Source organism: Myxococcaceae bacterium JPH2 (assembly GCA_016458225.1).
Classification (GTDB): Bacteria; Myxococcota; Myxococcia; order Myxococcales; family Myxococcaceae; genus Citreicoccus.
Map to the genome: position 1 here is coordinate 842439 of JAEMGR010000003.1, position 16780 is coordinate 859218.

Sequence of the window (16780 nt, forward strand, 5' to 3'; positions counted from 1 at the left end):
CTCAGGGCTGTGGCACCTCACCCGCCAGCGAGAGGGCGACGTTGTCCGTCTTGTTCTCCACCTGGTAGGTGGCCACCACCTCCTGTCCCTTGTCCGGCTGCTTCTTCATCTGCAGCGCGCTCAGGTCCAAGGGCACCACCACGCCCTCGCGGTCCACGTAGAGCGTCTGGCCATGCTGGTCCACCACGCGCCCGGAGATGCGCTTCATGCGCGCCTCGTCCGGATGGATGGGGCGCGAGTGGATCCCCGCGCCGCTGGTGGGCCCGAAGTCCACCTCGGGAATCGCCCCCGCGCGGTTGCTGGGCGCCTCGCCGACGTTGTCACCGCCGGACTCGTTGGCCATTCCGCGCTGCGTGGAGGAGATGGGGTCATGGGCTCCCGCGGCCAAGGGGAGCATCAACAGCGTCAACGAAGGCGCGGCCAGGGCCACCTTGCGCCATCGTCGGGGAGTTCTGCGGGTCGTCATCACACGCTCCGGCGTCAGGGGGGTTCATCACCCCGTCTCACTTCACGCCAAAGCTAGGCCCTGTCCGAAAGCTCAACTCCGTCCAGGCGCTCGTGCGAATCCCGGACGGAAAGCGCGGCACGCGGGTGTTCATCCTGGAAGAGAGAGCGCCCGCGCGCACCGGAACGCAGTAGGGTGGGTGGCGCGAGCCCGGCCACCGCCGACGCATTCCCCGGGCCTCCTCAATTTCGCCGCCCACGCGCGGCATCACGCATCGAGGCCCCCTTTGGACGGACGTACCGAACACCGCATCGCACTATTCCTCGACTTCGAAAACCTCGTCACCAACACCGGCATCAGCGCCAGCAGCTTCGACTTGCAGCCCTCGCTCGATCGATTGCTGGAGAAGGGGAAGGTCGTCTTCCGTCGCGCCTACTGCGACTGGTCCCGCTTCTCCGAGGCCAAGGCGCGGCTGCACGACGTGGGCGTCGAGTTGGTGGACGTGCCGCCCTCCACGCGCGCCGGGAAGAACGGCGCGGACATGCGCCTGGTCATCGACGCGCTGGAGCTGTGCTACGCGCGCGAGCAGATCGACACCTTCGTCATCGCCTCCGGTGACAGCGACTTCTGCCCGCTCGCGTACAAGCTGCGTGAGAACGGCCGCACCGTCATCGGGCTCGCGGTGAAGGAGTCCAGCTCCCGGCTCTTCGTCAGCGCGTGCGACGAGTTCATCTACCTGCGCCCCAAGCAGAGCCGTAGCGACAAGGAGAAGGAGAAAGAGAAGGACAAGGAGAAGGGCGGAGGCCGGCACGCCGAGGAGCGTGGCGAGAAGGGCAAGCGCGGCCGGCACGGCCACGAGGCCAAGGGCAACGGCAAGGCCGAGGCCGCACCGGCCAGCCCGAGCCGCTCGAAGTCCGAGGTGCCCGCCATCGCTCGCGAGGTGGTGCAGAGCCTGCTGGCCCGCGCGACGGGCTCGCTCAATCCCTCGCTCATCAAGGAAGCCATCGTCCGCAAGGAGCCGGACTTCGACGAGCGCGACCACGGCTTCTCCACCTTCACCCGCATGCTGGCCGCCATGGAGCAGGAGGGCCTGTTGCGCCGCATCCAGCAGGGCCGCCAGTGGTACGTGGTGGGGCCCGACGCGGACGTCGCCCCCGCGCAGCCCAGCAAGGGCCGAGGCGCCCCCGCGCGCGCCGTGCCGCAGGACGAGCCCGACGACGAGCTGGAGTCCTATCCGGATCCCGACGACGAGGGCCTGTAGCCTCCTCCCGACGACGAGGGCACCCGGCCCTCGTCAGCCAGCGCGCGGGGTGGTGGACTCGAACAGGTGCTCGAGGAACTCGGGCAGCAGGCGCGCGGACATCACCCACAGCTTACCCTCGCCCAGGTCCGCGAGCGCCGCGCGCTCCACGTACTCCACGCACTCGGCTTCCACGTAGTGGACGAACACCTTGCGGTTGCGCGCGCGGTACCAGTCCGCCGCGCGCGCCAGCAGGGCGAGCAGCGCGTCCTGCACCTCGGGCCGCGCGTCGTCCTCCAGGGACACCAGCCGCACGCCGTCCAGCACGTTGAAGAGGTTGAGCCCGGGCTGCGCCGTCTCCACCACGGCCAGCGCCACGGCCCTGCCTCCGTGCCGCGCCACCAGCAGCTCCCGCTCGCGCCCCAGGCCCGCGCTGTCCCAGTCCCGCCGCGTCGCCTCCAGGTCGAAGCGCTCCGGCACCAGGTCCAGGGCCTCGCGGTACGCCTCGGGCCGCGTGCTGGCCACGTGCGCGAAGAAGCGCGCGCGCTCGTCCTCGGTGGGTGTGCCCACGTCGATTCCCACCGGCACGACCCAGGCCGCGTTCACCTCGGCCTCCATCAGCCGGAAGGGCACCAGGCACGTCTGGCCCGTCTGCTGGTACCACGTGGCGAACTCGAACTTCGTGTAGCGCACCCAGCGCACGTTCGCTTCGCAGAAGGCGAAGAACCACTTCACCTCCGGGTCCACCTGCGTGGGCTCATAGCCGCGCAGGTAGATGTCGCGCAGCGCCTCTCGGGCGGTGGTGCGCAGCCCCGCGGGGGGATGCCGCGCGAGCTGGTGCGCCATCCAGCTCCCCGCGTAGGGCTTCATCACGGAGAGCGTCGCCTCGGCCACGCCCGCCTCCGCGGGCCGCACCACGCGGTAGCCCAGGTCGGGCCGCTCGGCGAGCTTGTCCTGCGTCTCGCTGAACTTCTCGCGCAGCCCCACGAAGTCCGAGGGCTGTTTGCCCGGCAGCCGGAAGTAGCCCGAGTGCTCGAACAGCTTCCACGTGGCGGAGTTCCAGTCCCCCGCCGCCTCCGTGCTCGGGTGCATCTGGACTTCCACCAGCGCCCGCCACGCCCGCGCGCCCTCGGTGTCCAAGGGCCGCACGGACAGGCCGCATCGCCGGCCGGACGCCATGCTGGAGATGTTGCGCACCTCCGCGCGCAGCCGCACCGGCGCGCGACCATCCAGCGACACCTCCACCACCGGCAGCTTCAGCCCCGGGTACATCAAGTCCTCGCCCGGCTCGGTCAGGAAGGACAGGCCCTCATACGAGACATCCAGGAGCGCGCGCCGCACGTGCACCTGCGGCCAGAGCGGATGGTCGAAGCCGAGCACGCAGGTGGGACTGGCCAGCGTGCGCCTCAGCCAGCGGTGCCGAAAGCGCACCACTTCCTTGGGCGTGGGCATCACCACCAGCCCGCTCTCCTCGCGCCACTCGCGCACCGTCAGGTGCACCACGCTGCTATAGCCAAACACCTCCAGCGAGAAGGGCCGGCGCGGAACCTCGCCGTGGAAGCGCCAGATGAGCTTCCCGTCCAGCGCGTCGAACGCGGCCGCGGTGATGTCCACGCGGTGGCCGTCCTCCGTGCGCGCCACGCCGCGCGCCTGCCGCGACGCCAGCGCCTCACAGATGCGCGCCACGCGATCCGCCCGGTCGATCCGCTCGCGCCACACCGGCCGCGTCTCGGGCGTCAGCAACAGCCCGTGGTCCCGCAGCGACTCCAGCACCCCCACGATGCGCCGCCCCGCATCCAGCGGGGGTGCCACGAAGCGCAGGCTCACCTCCGGCCGCGCGTCGTGCACGCCCATCACCTCCGCCTCCAGCAGCGTGGCCCAGCGCTCGCCATGGCCCACCACCACGGAGGCCGGCTGTCCCGGACGTGGCACTGCTCGGGACTCGAGTCGGAGCGTCAGGTGCTCCAGTGAGAGCTGCACCAGACGCCCGGGCGAGTCCCCCCCGCCGAACGACGCCACTGCGTTGAGTTCCGTCCCGACCCGGTAACCGAGGAGGGATTCGCGGCTGGGCATCCCGTCCAACGTGTCGACGTGCATGGGGGCTCCGTGGGGTGCGAGGTGACTCTTAAGACTTCATGGCGGAAGGATTCTTTTCCCCGGTTTCAGGCACTCCAGGGAACACAAGTTCACACAGAGTGGACACGATTCACCACGACTGCATTGAGACCTGCGTACATGCGTCTTTCCGCTACGTTTCGAGTGTCACGGATTGGCCGCTTGGCCCCTCGGACTTCCTACTCATGGACAGCCGAGTTCCAGAAACGTCACAGAGTCGCTCCCCTTCCACCTCGGGTCTCCGCCCACCCGCCCACGCCCCCACCCGCGACGCGATGCGCGGTGCGCGACACTGAAAGAGGGGTGACGAGCACGGCGAGCGTCCCTCGCTCCGAGCGCCGTTCCCCCAGCGGCGTCCTCTATATAAGGCACGCTCGCGCGCGAGCGCATGGCGCGCGGCGAGGCGCGTACCGCGTCCACGGGGAACAGTTTTCCCGTCCCGAGGACGGGTTCTTTGTGTCTGGCAGTGAAGACCTGGGAGGGAGGGCAATGCCTACCCACCTGGGACATTGGATGTCCAAACCGCGCCAGCCGTGAAGGGGTGAACACTTCAGGTGGGATGACTCGCTGCGCGCGGCGCGTTATTCCGGGCGCGATGCCGCTCTCCACCCTCTGCCTCCGCTGTGGCCTGTGCTGTGACGGGACCCTCTTCACCACCGTCGCGGTGCGTCCCTCCGAGGTGGAGCCCCTGCGCCAGCGAGGCGTGCCGCTCGTCGAGCGGGCTGACGGCTCGCCGGCCCTCGCGCAGCACTGCGCCGCGCTGGAGGGTCGCCACTGCACCGTCTATGCGGAGCGCCCCGAGAGCTGCCGCCGCTATCGCTGCCACCTGCTGACCGCGCTCGCGGAGGGCGAGGTGTCACTCGACGAGGCGCTCGGCGTGGTGGACCAGGCGCACGCACTCGTGGATGCGGTGGCCCACGCGCTCCCACCTCCCCAGGCGGGCGAGCCCCGCGCGGTGATGCAGCGCGCGCGGCAGGCGGGGCGCGCGGCGGGCACCGCGGCGCTGTCTGCCGAAGCGCAGGAGGCGCGCGATCGCGCGGACGCCTTCCTCGTCCGTCGCTTCCAGGGGCGCTTCGGCCACGGCGGCTGACGTCACTCCGCCAGCGCCAGCTCCACGCGGCCGAGCGGCTCGTCCGTGGACACCACCTTCACCTTCACCGGCATGCCCACGGTGAACGTGCGCGACTTGCCCACCAGGGAGATTTCGCGCGCGTCCGGACGGTAGGGGCCTTGGGGCAGTCCCTCCGCGGGCACCATGCCCTCCACCAACATGCCGTCGAGCTGCACCACCATGCCGAACGGCTTCACGCGCACCACGCGCGCGGGGAACTGCTGGCCCAGGCGGCTCGCCATCCACCGCGCCTCCAGGGCGTGGTGTCTGTCCGTCTCGGCGCGCGCCGCCGCGCGGGCCCGCTGGTTGATGTGCTGCGCGAGCTGCTCCAGCGCGGGGTCCTCGTGCACGAAGTCGCGCCGGCCGTGCAGGTAGCCCTTGATGGTCCGGTGCACCGCGAGGTCCGCGTACCGGCGGATGGGCGACGTGAAGTGCAGGTAGAGCGGCGCCGCGAGCCCGAAGTGCCGCCCCGGCTTCACCGTGTAGTACGAGTACCCCAGCGAGCGGCGCAGCACCGAGCGCAGCGCGGCCTCCGCCTGGGAGCCGGCGATCTGTCGGTCGAACGCGGCCAGGGCCAGGGGCGTCAGCTCCGCGCCGAACCCCGCCGCGAAGCCCGAGTGCAGCGCGAAGGCGTTGAGGTCACTCACCCGCTGCGGATCCGGCTGCTCGTGCACGCGGTACACGGTGGGCGAGCCGCGCGTCATGAGCCACACGGCGATGGCCTCGTTCGCCGCCACCATGAAGCGCTCAATCATCCCGTGCGCGGAGGTGGGCGGCTCGTTCTTGAGTCCAGACACCGCGCCCGTGGCCACGTCGAACGTGAAGCGCGCCTCCTCGCGCGCCAGCTCCATGCCGCCGCGCGCCGCGCGCGCCACCGCCAGCCGCGCCGCCGCCAGCCGGAACCACGGCATCACGTCGCGCACGGGGGCCATGGGCTCGGACACCTCGCCCGAGTCCAGGAAGGCGGCCACCTCGTCGTAGTTCAGCCGCGCCCAGGAGCGGATGAGGCTCTCGTACACGTCCGCCGCGGTGACGCGGCCATCCGGGTCGATGCGCAGCTCCACCGTGAGGCAGCGCCGCTCCTCATGAGGCACCAGGCTCAGCCAGTGCGCGGACAGCGTCTCGGGCAGCATCGGCAGGACGCGGCCCGCCAGGTACACGCTGGTGGCGCGCGCTCGCGCCTCGGCGTCCAGCGCCGAGCCCTCCTTCACGTACTCGCTCACGTCCGCGATGGACACCAGCAGGCGCAGCGCCCCATCCGGCCCGGCGGGCAACACGGAGATGGCATCGTCGATGTCGCGCGTGGACGGCGCATCCACCGTGACGGTGGGGATGGCGCGCAGGTCGCGGCGCGCGCCCAGGGCATGGGGCTGCGTGTGCGCGCTCTTGGCCTCGTCCTCGGCCGCGGAGGAGAAGTCGCGGCGCAGGCCGTGCCGGACGATGACGCGCTCCAGCGAGCGGTCCTCACCGGGCGCGACCTTGTAGCGCAGCGTCACCTTGCCCTCGGCGATGTGCGCCACCACCGCGTCGCCGGACTGCACCTCCGCGCCTTCGGTCTCCAGGAGCCAATCCGAGTTGGCCACCTCGCGGTCGATGCGCAGGTACGCCGCGCCCTTGCGCAGCACCACCTCGCCATAGACCTCCGTGCGCGTGCGCTCGACGAGCGACAGGCCGCTCGCGGTCCATCGCCCATCCGCGCCCGCGGTCGCCGTGGCGGACACGACATCGCCCGCGAAGAGGACGTTGAGTTCCGGGGGCGGAATGAAGGCGGACAGCACCTCCGTGGAGCCAGGGAGGTTCACGGTGAGGAAGCCGAAGCCGCGGGGGTGCACGTCGACGCGGCCGGTGACAGCGCGCGTGGAACCGGAAGGAATCTCCATGGGCTCCCTTCCTAGCGCAGAACGCGGGCCCTTCGTCACCGCTCCCCTCACTGGAAGCCCGGGGGCCTTCCTTCCGTCGAGGCCTTCAGTTTCGCGTTGGGATTCAGCTCGAAGACGAGCCCGAACTGCCAGAGGTTGACGCGCTCGAGGAACAGGATGTTGTAGGAGTCCTGCCCGTGCACGTAGCGCGCGAAGAGGCCGAAGCCCGCGCCCCAGCGAGGGTTCGCGGCCACCTCCAACGCCAGCGTGGCGCGCTGCCGAGGTGTCTCTCCGTATGGGCAGGAGAGCAGGGCCTCCGCGCGGAAGCGGTGCTGGTGCCACAAGCGCTCGCCCACCCACGACAGACCCCAGTGCCCGTTGCCATAGACGGCGCGCTGCTCACCGGAGATGCCACCCGGACCCACGGCGGCATTGAACTCCCAATAGGCACGGCCCCCCATGAGCCAGGCGTTGTCCAGGTTCGGCGACACGTCCATGGCCAGCAGCGCCCACAGCTCCAAGCGCAGGAGGTTGGTGGAGAAGCTGCCGGTGAGTTCGTTGAGCGGGAGCTGCCCCTCCGTGGGCGAGCAGTTCGGGTCCGTCCCCGTCTGGTTGCCGTAGAAGCAGCCATCCTGCCCATTGGAGTAGTGGCCGATGATGACGTGGCCCGCGAGCGCCAGACCTCGCGTGGGCGCGCGCTCGTCCGAGGCGCCGGGCAGCAGCCGCAGGTGCGCCACCTGGAAGGTGATTTTGGGGAGGAAGGACGGCGGGATGACGGGGCTGCTGTCCGTGTTCAGCATCCGCAGCCGGATGGCGGGGGTGAGCACGAGGGACAGGAAGTACTCACCGCCCTTGCCGTGGAAGTCGCCGAGGTGGAGCTGGGGCAGGTAGAGGTTGGGCGCGATCTGCGACTCGAACAGCAGGGGCGTGGGCGAGTCGGGATCTCCCGCGCGGTGAATCTTGCTGGGCGAGACGAAGAGGTAGCTGCGGTCCATGAAGAGGGTCGCGGGCGCGTCGTATTCCACCTCCCACCCCGAGCCCCACGCCGGGCTCGCGCCGCTGATGACGAGCCCAAGCCCGAGGGCGTAGGCGCACGCGCGCCATGTCTTGCTTTGACTCAGAGGCCCCATCGGGTCCCCGTATAGACCGCGGTCTGGCGGGGCTCTGGGTGAACGGTGCGTGCCCGTTCGAAACTGAGAACCCTCCGTGAATTCGCTCACACCCTGGCGTCGGAGGACACGGTTCACTGGCGGGCAGATGTCTCCATCAGGCTCGACAGTGCGCGAGGCCGCGTGATGGCTTGCGCGCATGAGCAATCCATCGCGACAGGTCGACCTCGTGCTTCGAGGCTCCCTGGAGGATGTGGCGCAGGCCGAGGACGCCGTGCGAGATCTCTGCGAGGACTCGGGCTACGGCAGACATTCCTTTGGGATGTGTCTGGCCGTCAGCGAGTGCGTCATCAATGCCATCCGCCACGGCAATGCCTTTGACCCGGGCAAGCAGGTCCGGCTGAGCATGACCCTGGCGGGCTCACGGCTGACGGTGTGCGTGGCCGATGAGGGCAAGGGCTTCTCGCCCGAGTCCTTGGCGGATCCACTCGTCACGGGAAGCACCTTTCAGGATGCGGGGCGAGGCGTCCTCCTCATGAAGACGCTGATGGACGATGTCGCCTTCGCGTTTCGGAGCGGCGCGGGCTTCGAGGTCCAGATGTACAAGGACCTCGCGCCGTAGCCCTCACGTGCGGGTGATGGACACGCCGCCGTCCACCAGCATCGCCGTGCCCGTCACGAAGGACGCCTCGTCGGAGAGCAGGAACAGCGCCGAGCGGGCCAGCTCCTCGGGCGTCCCCACGCGCTTCAGGGCGTGCAGTCCGGTGACGAACTGCTTGGCTTCCGCCGTGGCGTTCACCGCTTGGAACATGGGCGTCTCCACCGCGCCCGGAAGCAGCGCGTTCACGCGGATGCCCCGAGGCCCGTACTCCGCCGCCAGCGCCTGCGTCAGGCCCACCAGCCCCGACTTGCTCGCGGCGTAGGCCGCCGTGCCCGGGAAGGCGAACGTGTAGCCGACGAAGGTGGAGGTGAAGAGGATGGACCCCGAGCCCTGCTTCAGCATGGGCCCGAGTTGATGCTTGGCGCCCAGGAACGCGGAGGTGAGGTTCACCGCCAGCGCCTCGTTGAAGCCCTGCTCGGACACGTCCGTGCTCGGCCCGCCCTCGCCGATGATGCCGGCGTTGTTGAAGGCGACATCCAACTTCCCGAACCGCTCCACCGCCAGCGCCACCAGCGCGCGGGCGTAGTCCTCCGAGCGGACATCACCGGCCAGGGCGACCGCCTCGCCACCCGCCGCGGAGATCTCCTTCACCAGCGCGTCCAGCTCCTCCTTGCGGCGAGCGCCCACCACCAGCTTCGCCCCCTCGGCCGCGAACAGCGTCGCCGCCGCCCGCCCGATGCCCGCGCTCGCGCCCGTGATGATGCCGACCTTCCCATTCAAGCGACCCATGACCGTCTCTCCCGCGATTCGCCTCGGCGAGGTGCCGGGCTGATGGGACAGAGATACGTCTCAGCATTCATGGGAGAAAGGCCCGAAAGATGGTCTACTCATTCAGTTTTCATGAATGATGGAGGAGCCCGTCCGTGGATCGCCTGCGCGCCTTCGAGGTCTTCGCTTCCGTCGTCCAGCGCGGCAGCTTCACCCGGGCAGCGGACGCGCTCGGGACGTCGCCCGCCAACGTCACCCGCTATGTGAACGAGTTGGAGCGACACCTGGGCACGCGGCTGCTGCAACGCACGTCGCGACGGCTGTCGCTGACGGAGAGCGGCAAGGCGCTGTACGAGCGGGCGAGCGCCATCCTGGAAGAGGTGACGGAAGCCGAGGCGCTGGCCTCCGCGAGCACAGTGCAGGTGCGCGGGCGGCTGCGCCTCAACGCGCCGTTGAGCTTCGGCATCCTGCACCTCGCGCCGCTGTGGCCTCGTTTCCTCGCGCGACATCCAGACGTCGAGTTGGACGTGTCGCTGTCGGACCGGGTCGTCGACATGGTCGAGGAGGGGTACGACCTGGCCATCCGCATCTCGCGCGGTGGCGCGGGGAATCACATCGCCCGTCGGCTCGCGGTGTCACACAACCGGGTGTGCGCCGCGCCGGCGTATCTGGCTCGGCACGGGATGCCCCGTCATCCGGACGACCTGACGGCGCATGTCTGTGTTTCCTACAGCCAGTCCTCCATGGCGGAGGAGTGGCCGCTCACGGACAAGGCGGGACAGACTCATGTGGCGCGGGTGCGCAGCGTGATGCAGAGCAACAACGGCGACACCGTGCGGGCCGCGGGGCTGGCCGGGCTGGGGTTGATATGGCAGCCCGACTTCCTGATTGGCGAGGACCTGCGTACCGGAAGACTGCTCCACGTCCTGCCGGAGTACGCATTGCCAGACATCGACATCCTGGCCATCTACCCCACGCGCCGGCACCTCACGGCCAAGGTGCGGTTGATGGTCGACTTCCTCGTCGAGCAGTTCAAGGGCCCCCTGCCCTGGGGCTCCGTCTCCTTGGCGGATTGAGGTGGCCCGTTCGGGTCGCCGCGAGAAGTGCGCTATGTCCAGCGCACCGGAACGCGGTTCGCTCGGAGCACACGCATGCATCAAGTCAGTCTGGGGCCCGTGAAGTTCGCGGATGGCTTCAACTTCTCCTTCCCCACCACCTGCTGCGCCAACTGCGGCACGCGCGAGGCGCTGCGCCAGCAACCCCAAGACACGCGCAAGTCCACGTACCTCCTGGTGGGAGGAACCGAGCTGACCTTCAAGCTGCCCCTGACTGTCTGCGCGGACTGCGAGCCTTCCTTGAAGCGCCGGCCGTTGACCCTGGCGAACAAGATTCTGATTGGGCTCGTCGTCTCGGCGGCGGTCGCGACCGGCATCCTCATCTTCGCGGACTCAGGGAACCTGGAGATGCCCTTCCTCGCGGACAACCTGATTCTCGTTTCGCTGTTCGCGGGAGGAGGGCTGAGCGCGTTGTACTTCCTGCGCCATCGGCCGCAGCCTCGGCAGAGCAGCTATTACCAGCCGGTGTTGATTCAGCAATTGAACCGCCGCTTCCTCGACGGCGCCATCGAGGGCATCGTCTTCGCGTTCACCCATCCGGCCTACCAGGAGGCCTTCGAGCAGCTCAACCGCTCCGCGGTGCAAGCAGGCTTCGTGAAGGCCGTGGCCAGCTCCACGGGGCGCGTCCCCTCCTCCGCGTAACGCGCGAACCTCGGTGGCGGCGCAGCCTTAATGAGCGTATCGCTCGTCGGGCTGCGTCACTGGATCGAATGACACTCCCAGGTTTCCGACCCGTTCGAGCGCGTCCTTGATGTCTTCCGACACGATGAACGCCACCTTGAACTTCTTCAGCCGGAAGACCTGAGCGCCCTCGGTCTTCGCTGGGTCGATTTGCAGTCCGTAGATCCAGTTGTACTCCCCTGGGTACTCAGGGGGGTGCTTGTCCTGCTCATAGTGATGCACCTCGCTGCACCGTGCCTCGTCGATGGCATCAATCACCTTGGTTGCATTGACGACGAAGTACGGTTCAGGCACCCCTTCGATCGTCACCGGGAAGAGCTGCACATCGTCAGGTGCGAGCGTCTTGAAGACCTTCGCAACGGCTTCGCTGACGATGGGCGTTTCTTCAATGACAGAGAACACAAAGGTTCGCTCGGTGCCAGGATGCGAGACCTGGGCCTTGAGTGCTCCTGGGTCAGGAAGAACGCGACCATCGACAAACAGCCAAGGCTCGTCAAAAGCCTCACCAGAACCTCGGGTCGGCGTCACCAGCAGCCACTGGGGCACATCTCCAAGAACCACCGAGTAGAAATCGCGTTCCACCTCAACCCCCTTCCTTCACGATGAAGCTCCGCATGTCAGAGCCTTGAGTCAGAAGCTCATCGGCAATCGTCGCAAGCTCCTTCAGCAGACTGGCCCGGCAGGTTTCCGTCGTTTGGCAGCGTGCAACAGAACGATTGAGGCGCCGAAGCACTTCTTGATGATACAGCTTTGGATGAGGCCCCTCGTGCCCATTGATTCTCACCTTGTTCGCGACATCTTCGAGGCTCATCCCTGCCTTCTTGAAGACGTCCTCGCATCTCGGAGTCCACGGGCCACCCGTCGCACTGGAGACGAGGTTCTTATCCGTGCAGATGTGATGAACGGGCCCCTCCTCATCTCCAGGGATGCGCCCCTCCGAGTACATAGCGAGGGCCGCCACAGCGCCCGGAGCCAACACCACATTCAGCACGCCCGCGGCCGGCATGGCGATGGACGCCACCCCGCCATTCATGGCCGCTCCCAGTTGAAATCCCGCCTCGGCCTGGACTCGAAGCGCAGCCTGGGGGAACCCGGGGAGCCTCGGGCCCTGGGACGCCATCGCGCTCTTGCCACCCAAGGCCGCCATGACGACCAGCACGAGGACTCGCGTCCCGTTCGTCCCCAACACCTTTCCAAACCGATGCCCGATGTCCTGCAACGCGATGACGCTCGTCGCCTTCTCCGCGTCGTCCCACAGGCGCACGAAGCCTCGGCCCATCTCCCAGACCGGCACGATTCCCAGATAGGCCACCAGCGCCGCCGTCAATGCCACCGCGATGACCTTGGTGACTGGCTCGGGCAAGGCCATCGTCAGGAGCACGGTCAACGCGGCTGAGGTCACCATGGCCTTGAGCGCCGTGGGGTTCAGCGCCTTCCCAACCTCCACTTCCACGCTCTCCCACACGGTATCGAGCGCGAAGGATAGCGCCATCAACGTCCGGTCCTTCCGCGAGAACGTCAGCCCCGTCCCACCCACCAGGGTCAAACACTCGTCGCCGTCAGGGCAGATCCGCGAGGACAGCGACTCCGGAGACGCCCCGGCCCCCGAATCCGCGAGTCCCTTCGAGGATGCGAGCAACGTCCGGGAACGCACCCACCCCTGCCGGTCCGCCGCATCGGCTTCGCGGAACGCAACATCCATCCGCAAGTCGAGGATGAGTCGAGTGAGGGCCGACTTGAACTCCTCTTCGCTCACTTCGACTGGATCGACCTCCACGGACTCGTGGACCACCTGCCTGCCGCCTCCAACGTCAACGTGGACGACACGAGCCGTCGCACACGCTTCCATGAAGAGCAATAACGCGACGAGGCCAACCCATCGCATAACTCCCCCCGACACAGCGCAGTCTTCAAGTCATGTTCACAGCCATCCTCTCTCTTGAATCATCCGCCCTCAACATGACGCCTCGACTCACCCGCCGCAGGGTTTGATAGACAACCCTCGGGTGGAGGCCAGCCTCCCGCCGCCGCACCCATTCGAGCGCGGCGGCGGATTGCGTTTCACGCGTCAATCATTGTCAGTCACAGACACGGTGCCGCTCGCGGTACCCAGCGTGTAAGCCGTCCCAGCGGGGATCGTCACCACGACGGTCTCCGTGGACTCCTTCACCGTGTCATCCAGCGGCGTCACCGGTACCGTCACCGTCGCCACGCCCGCGGGCAACGTCAGCGGCGCGCTGATGGCCACGTAGTCCGTGCCCGGCGTGGCCGTCCCCGTCACCGTGAGCGGGATGCTCAAGTCCGTCGAGGGCGCGGGCACCGACGTCACCGTGAACAGGCCGCCGTTCGTCCCCGGCTCGGATGCCGAGCTGTCCGTCACCGAGAGCCGCAGCTCCGGCTTCTCGTCGTCATAGAGATACACGGTGCTCGCCACGGTGGGCGTCAGTTGGTAGGCCGCGTCCGCCACCAGCGTCAGCGTCACCGTCTCGCGACCTTCCACCAGCGCGTCATCCACCGGCTGCACCGTCAGCGTCGCCGATGCAGACCCCGCCGGGATGACCACCGACGTGGGCAGCGCTTGATAGTCGCTCCCCGCCGTCGCCGTGCTGCTGACCGACACGAGGACCGTCAGCGGATCCGTCGTGGGCCCCGTGCGCGTCACGGTGAACACACCCGGGTCCGAGGGCTCGGCGGCCGTGCCATCCGTCGCCGAGAGCGTGATGACCGGCATCTCGTCATCCAACAGGTACGCCGTGGCCGACGCGGAGGTGTGCACTTGATAAGCCGCGTCCTCCTGCAACGTCATTACCGCCGTCTCCCGGCCCTCCACCAACGCGTCATCCAGCGGCGTCAGTACCACCGACGCGGACACCAACCCCGCGCCAATCGTCACCGTGCCGGGCAGGTCCGTGTAGTCCGTCCCCGCCGTGGCCGTGCCGCTCATCGCATAGCGCACCGTCAGCGGGGCCGTGGTGGGCCCCGTGCGCGTCACGGTGAACTTCGCCGTATCCGTGCCCGGCTCGGATGCCACCGAGTCCGTCAGGGCCACCGTGACAACGGACTGCTCGTTGTCCAGGAGCGTGACGGTGCCGCTCGCCACGGTGCCCACTTTGTACGTGGCGTCCGGCACGAGCGTCAGCACCACCGTCTCCTTGCCCTCCACCAGCGCATCATCCACCGGCAGCACGTCCACGTTCACGGACGTCACTCCCGCGCCCAGCGTCACCGTGCCGGACAGCGGCGCGAAGTCCACGCCGTTCGCCGCGGTGCCCGTGAGCGTGTACCCCACCGTCAGCACCTGTCCCGCCACGCCACCCGAGCGGCTGATGAGGAACCGGCCCGTGTCCGTGCCCGGCTCGGAGGAAGTGGCATCGCTGACGCCAACGCTGACGGTGGGCGCCAGCACGTTCACCGTCACCGTCGACGACGAGGTCACCACCCCCGTGCCGTCATACGCCTTCGCGACAAAGCCATAGCTGCCCGCCACCAGCCCCGTCACCGTGAAGCGGTAGGGCTCCGTCGCGGACTCCGCCACCTTCACCCCGCCCTGGTACAGCTCCACCTTCGCGATGGGGCCCTCCACATCGGAGGCCGCCACCTCGAGGGTCACCGTCCCCGGCGCTGGAATGGACACGCCATTCACCGGCGACGTGATGCGGGACGTGGGCGCGTCGTTGACCGGCGTGATGTTGAAAGTCACCACGGCGAGCGGCGAGTCCTCCGTCCCATCATTCGCCAGGAACGTGAAGCTGTCCGAGCCGAAGAAGTTCGCCTCGGGTCGATACAGCGGGCTGGGCAGCGGCCCCGACAGCGAACCGTGCAAGGGCGCATCCACCACCGTCAGCGAGAGCGGATCTCCATCCGCGTCGAACGCCGTGAGCGCCACGGCCTTGGTGCTGTCCTCCGTCAGCGTCAGGCTTTGACTGGTGGCCAGCGGCTTCGCGTTGAGCACCACGTTGAACACCTGGGCCGTGCTGCCGCCCACGCCATCCGAGACCACCGCGCGCACCGAGTGCGGACCCACGACGGTGGGCGCGTAGGTAAACCCAGACGTGCTCTCCGGCACCGACACCCCGTCCACACTCCACGCATACGACAGGGATTGTCCGTCCTCATCCGAGGCATTCACCTGCAACGCCACGCTCCCGCCCGGTGGCAGCTTCACGCGTCCCACGGGACTGGCGCTGGAGATGAGGGGACGATGATTCGTGGGCGTGTAATCCGCGTGGACATACCCCGTGGTCATGTCCACCGTCATGGGCGTCTCCGTGCTGGCCACCGTCGTTCCGCCCGTGGAGCTGTCCACCAGCTTGAAGGACTTCACCACCGCCGGGTCACCCGTCGTCCGGTCATACAGCTTCACGTAGAAGCTGCGAGGCGCGAGCGAAGCCGGCACCAGGTCCGTGAAGTCGAACACCAGCGGGCCATCCACCGCCGCGGTGGTGGAGCCGTTGAAGGAACGCGGCCCACCCGCATAGGTGAACGCCGTCGAGTTCCACACCGTCGGCACGCCCGACGCTGGATCCGACACGCCCAGCGAGAACATGAGCTGATCTCGCTTCGCGTGGTTCACGGTCAGCTCGGCCACGTAGGTGGGCGTGTACGCGGGGCGAACGGCGAGGTGATAGACCACGTCGCTCTGGAGCGCGGCCACGCGGCCCGCGCTGGGCCCGCCCGTGACGGCGGAGACCCAGCGCAGCGCGTCGTACGCCAGCCACGTGAAGCCGCCCTCGTTCCAGCCCGTGCCCCACGAGTTGGCGATGCGCAGCGCGCCCTTCTCACCTGGATCCACCACGTTGTTCTTGTTGACGTCGGTCCAGATGTCGTCGTCGTAGCCGACGATGGTCATGGCGTGGGAGCCCACGTATCCATTCAACCAATACGCCACCGACTTGCCGACATAGGCATTGTCGTTCGGCGTGGAGGGATCATCCTTGATGGTCATGCTCTGCCATGAAGAAATGAACGTGCCATAGACGAGCACGTAGCCGTTGGTGAGCAGCTCCTTCACCTGCTGGAGCCCCGTCGGCGTGCTCACCTGATAAATCATCTGCACCGGATTCGTCCGGTACGGCAGCGCCCCGCGCCACACGGCCGGATCCAACGGCCACGCCGTGTAGTTGGAGTCGTACGGAAGCGTGGCCCAGGACGTCGCGCCCTGGTTCCGCAGCAACGTGTAGGCGGAGGAGAAGTAGCTGCCCAGGTCCTCGCCATTGTTGATGAAGTTGTACGTCCACTTCGGGGAGAACAGCCGGCTGTTGTCCACGCTGTGCTTCGCGTCCCAGCCATTCGCCAACGCCGTATTGTGACTGAGTTGGTAATACGTCGTCGCCCACGCGACGCACGAGCCAATCGAGCCCTGGCTCCGAATGGGCGGGAAGAAGTCCAACGCGCTGTTGTCGACATGCGTCGGCAGCGCGCTCGCGGAGAAGGCCGTGAGGGTATCGGGCGCCTTCGCGTCCCCCACCACCGTCTCCTGCCCCAGCGCCGCGGCCGGCACCGAGAGCGCGCGCAGCCCCCGGGCCTGGCGCTGCGCGTTCATGCGCTCCCACGCCACGCGGTTGGGAAGGACCTGGTGAATCTCCTGCCCCTGCGCCCGCAGCCGAGCCACTTCCTCGGCATCCATGGGCTTCAGGCCCGTCGCATGGGATTGCGCTCGAGCGATACCCACGCTCCACAGGAGCGCTCCGCCGAGCAACACTGTCTGCAAACCTTTTCCTGGTGACACAGCCATCC

Annotated in this window: 13 protein-coding genes; 5 read left to right on the forward strand and 8 right to left on the reverse strand. The window is 68.2% G+C overall.

What is annotated here, in order from left to right; all coding sequences use genetic code 11:
* Nucleotide 1: 1 nt before the first annotated feature.
* Complete coding sequence (locus JGU66_08160; GenBank protein MBJ6760735.1) at nt 2–409, reverse strand: hypothetical protein; 408 nt, start codon at nt 407–409, stop codon at nt 2–4.
* Between JGU66_08160 and JGU66_08165 the strand changes: the two genes are divergently transcribed.
* Nucleotides 363–1706, forward strand: coding sequence for an NYN domain-containing protein (locus JGU66_08165; GenBank protein MBJ6760736.1), 1344 nt, complete (start codon nt 363–365; stop codon nt 1704–1706). The genes JGU66_08160 and JGU66_08165 overlap by 47 nt on opposite strands.
* 33 nt (nt 1707–1739) lie before the next feature.
* On the opposite strand, the gene JGU66_08170 is transcribed toward JGU66_08165, so the two are convergent.
* Nucleotides 1740–3782 carry a PilZ domain-containing protein gene (locus JGU66_08170; GenBank protein ID MBJ6760737.1) on the reverse strand — a complete coding sequence of 681 codons (2043 nt, stop codon included), beginning with the start codon at nt 3780–3782 and terminating at the stop codon, nt 1740–1742.
* Nucleotides 3783–4395: 613 nt separating this feature from the next.
* Between JGU66_08170 and JGU66_08175 the strand changes: the two genes are divergently transcribed.
* A complete protein-coding gene (locus tag JGU66_08175) occupies nt 4396–4890 on the forward strand; it encodes a YkgJ family cysteine cluster protein (protein MBJ6760738.1) in 495 nt (164 codons plus the stop codon).
* Nucleotides 4891–4892: 2 nt separating this feature from the next.
* Here the strand turns inward: JGU66_08175 and JGU66_08180 are convergent, their stop codons facing one another.
* Nucleotides 4893–6791, reverse strand: coding sequence for a VacB/RNase II family 3'-5' exoribonuclease (locus tag JGU66_08180; protein MBJ6760739.1), 1899 nt, complete (start codon nt 6789–6791; stop codon nt 4893–4895).
* A gap of 47 nt (nt 6792–6838) precedes the next feature.
* Complete coding sequence (locus tag JGU66_08185) at nt 6839–7900, reverse strand: hypothetical protein (protein ID MBJ6760740.1); 1062 nt, start codon at nt 7898–7900, stop codon at nt 6839–6841.
* Nucleotides 7901–8078: 178 nt separating this feature from the next.
* Between JGU66_08185 and JGU66_08190 the strand changes: the two genes are divergently transcribed.
* Nucleotides 8079–8501: an ATP-binding protein gene (locus JGU66_08190; GenBank protein ID MBJ6760741.1), complete on the forward strand. Its 423-nt coding sequence runs from the start codon at nt 8079–8081 to the stop codon at nt 8499–8501.
* Between the two features lie 3 nt (nt 8502–8504).
* On the opposite strand, the gene JGU66_08195 is transcribed toward JGU66_08190, so the two are convergent.
* Nucleotides 8505–9269, reverse strand: coding sequence for an SDR family oxidoreductase (locus JGU66_08195; GenBank protein MBJ6760742.1), 765 nt, complete (start codon nt 9267–9269; stop codon nt 8505–8507).
* 134 nt (nt 9270–9403) lie between these two features.
* On the opposite strand from JGU66_08195, the gene JGU66_08200 reads away from it, so the two are divergent.
* Complete coding sequence (locus tag JGU66_08200) at nt 9404–10324, forward strand: LysR family transcriptional regulator (GenBank protein MBJ6760743.1); 921 nt, start codon at nt 9404–9406, stop codon at nt 10322–10324.
* A gap of 75 nt (nt 10325–10399) precedes the next feature.
* Nucleotides 10400–11005 carry a hypothetical protein gene (locus JGU66_08205; GenBank protein ID MBJ6760744.1) on the forward strand — a complete coding sequence of 202 codons (606 nt, stop codon included), beginning with the start codon at nt 10400–10402 and terminating at the stop codon, nt 11003–11005.
* Nucleotides 11006–11032: 27 nt separating this feature from the next.
* Here the strand turns inward: JGU66_08205 and JGU66_08210 are convergent, their stop codons facing one another.
* The 3 genes from JGU66_08210 to JGU66_08220 form a co-directional block, all read right to left on the reverse strand.
* Nucleotides 11033–11626 (reverse strand): hypothetical protein, encoded by a 594-nt coding sequence (locus tag JGU66_08210; GenBank protein ID MBJ6760745.1) that lies wholly within the window; start codon nt 11624–11626, stop codon nt 11033–11035.
* Between the two features lies 1 nt (nt 11627).
* Complete coding sequence (locus JGU66_08215) at nt 11628–12929, reverse strand: AHH domain-containing protein (GenBank protein ID MBJ6760746.1); 1302 nt, start codon at nt 12927–12929, stop codon at nt 11628–11630.
* A gap of 183 nt (nt 12930–13112) precedes the next feature.
* Nucleotides 13113–16754, reverse strand: a complete 3642-nt coding sequence (locus JGU66_08220) for a PKD domain-containing protein (GenBank protein MBJ6760747.1) — start codon at nt 16752–16754, stop codon at nt 13113–13115.
* Between the last annotated feature and the right edge of the window lie 26 nt (nt 16755–16780).

What these genes read in the sequence shown, in the direction of transcription:
- JGU66_08170 (MBJ6760737.1), bottom strand. Translation starts at nt 3,782, where the DNA reads ATGCACGTCGACACGTTGGACGGGATGCCCAGCCGCGAATCCCTCCTC.
- JGU66_08215 (MBJ6760746.1), bottom strand. Translation starts at nt 12,929, where the DNA reads ATGCGATGGGTTGGCCTCGTCGCGTTATTGCTCTTCATGGAAGCGTGT.
- JGU66_08195 (MBJ6760742.1), bottom strand. Translation starts at nt 9,269, where the DNA reads ATGGGTCGCTTGAATGGGAAGGTCGGCATCATCACGGGCGCGAGCGCG.
- JGU66_08205 (MBJ6760744.1), top strand. Translation starts at nt 10,400, where the DNA reads ATGCATCAAGTCAGTCTGGGGCCCGTGAAGTTCGCGGATGGCTTCAAC.
- JGU66_08190 (MBJ6760741.1), top strand. Translation starts at nt 8,079, where the DNA reads ATGAGCAATCCATCGCGACAGGTCGACCTCGTGCTTCGAGGCTCCCTG.
- JGU66_08165 (MBJ6760736.1), top strand. Translation starts at nt 363, where the DNA reads ATGGGGTCATGGGCTCCCGCGGCCAAGGGGAGCATCAACAGCGTCAAC.
- JGU66_08175 (MBJ6760738.1), top strand. Translation starts at nt 4,396, where the DNA reads ATGCCGCTCTCCACCCTCTGCCTCCGCTGTGGCCTGTGCTGTGACGGG.
- JGU66_08185 (MBJ6760740.1), bottom strand. Translation starts at nt 7,900, where the DNA reads ATGGGGCCTCTGAGTCAAAGCAAGACATGGCGCGCGTGCGCCTACGCC.
- JGU66_08180 (MBJ6760739.1), bottom strand. Translation starts at nt 6,791, where the DNA reads ATGGAGATTCCTTCCGGTTCCACGCGCGCTGTCACCGGCCGCGTCGAC.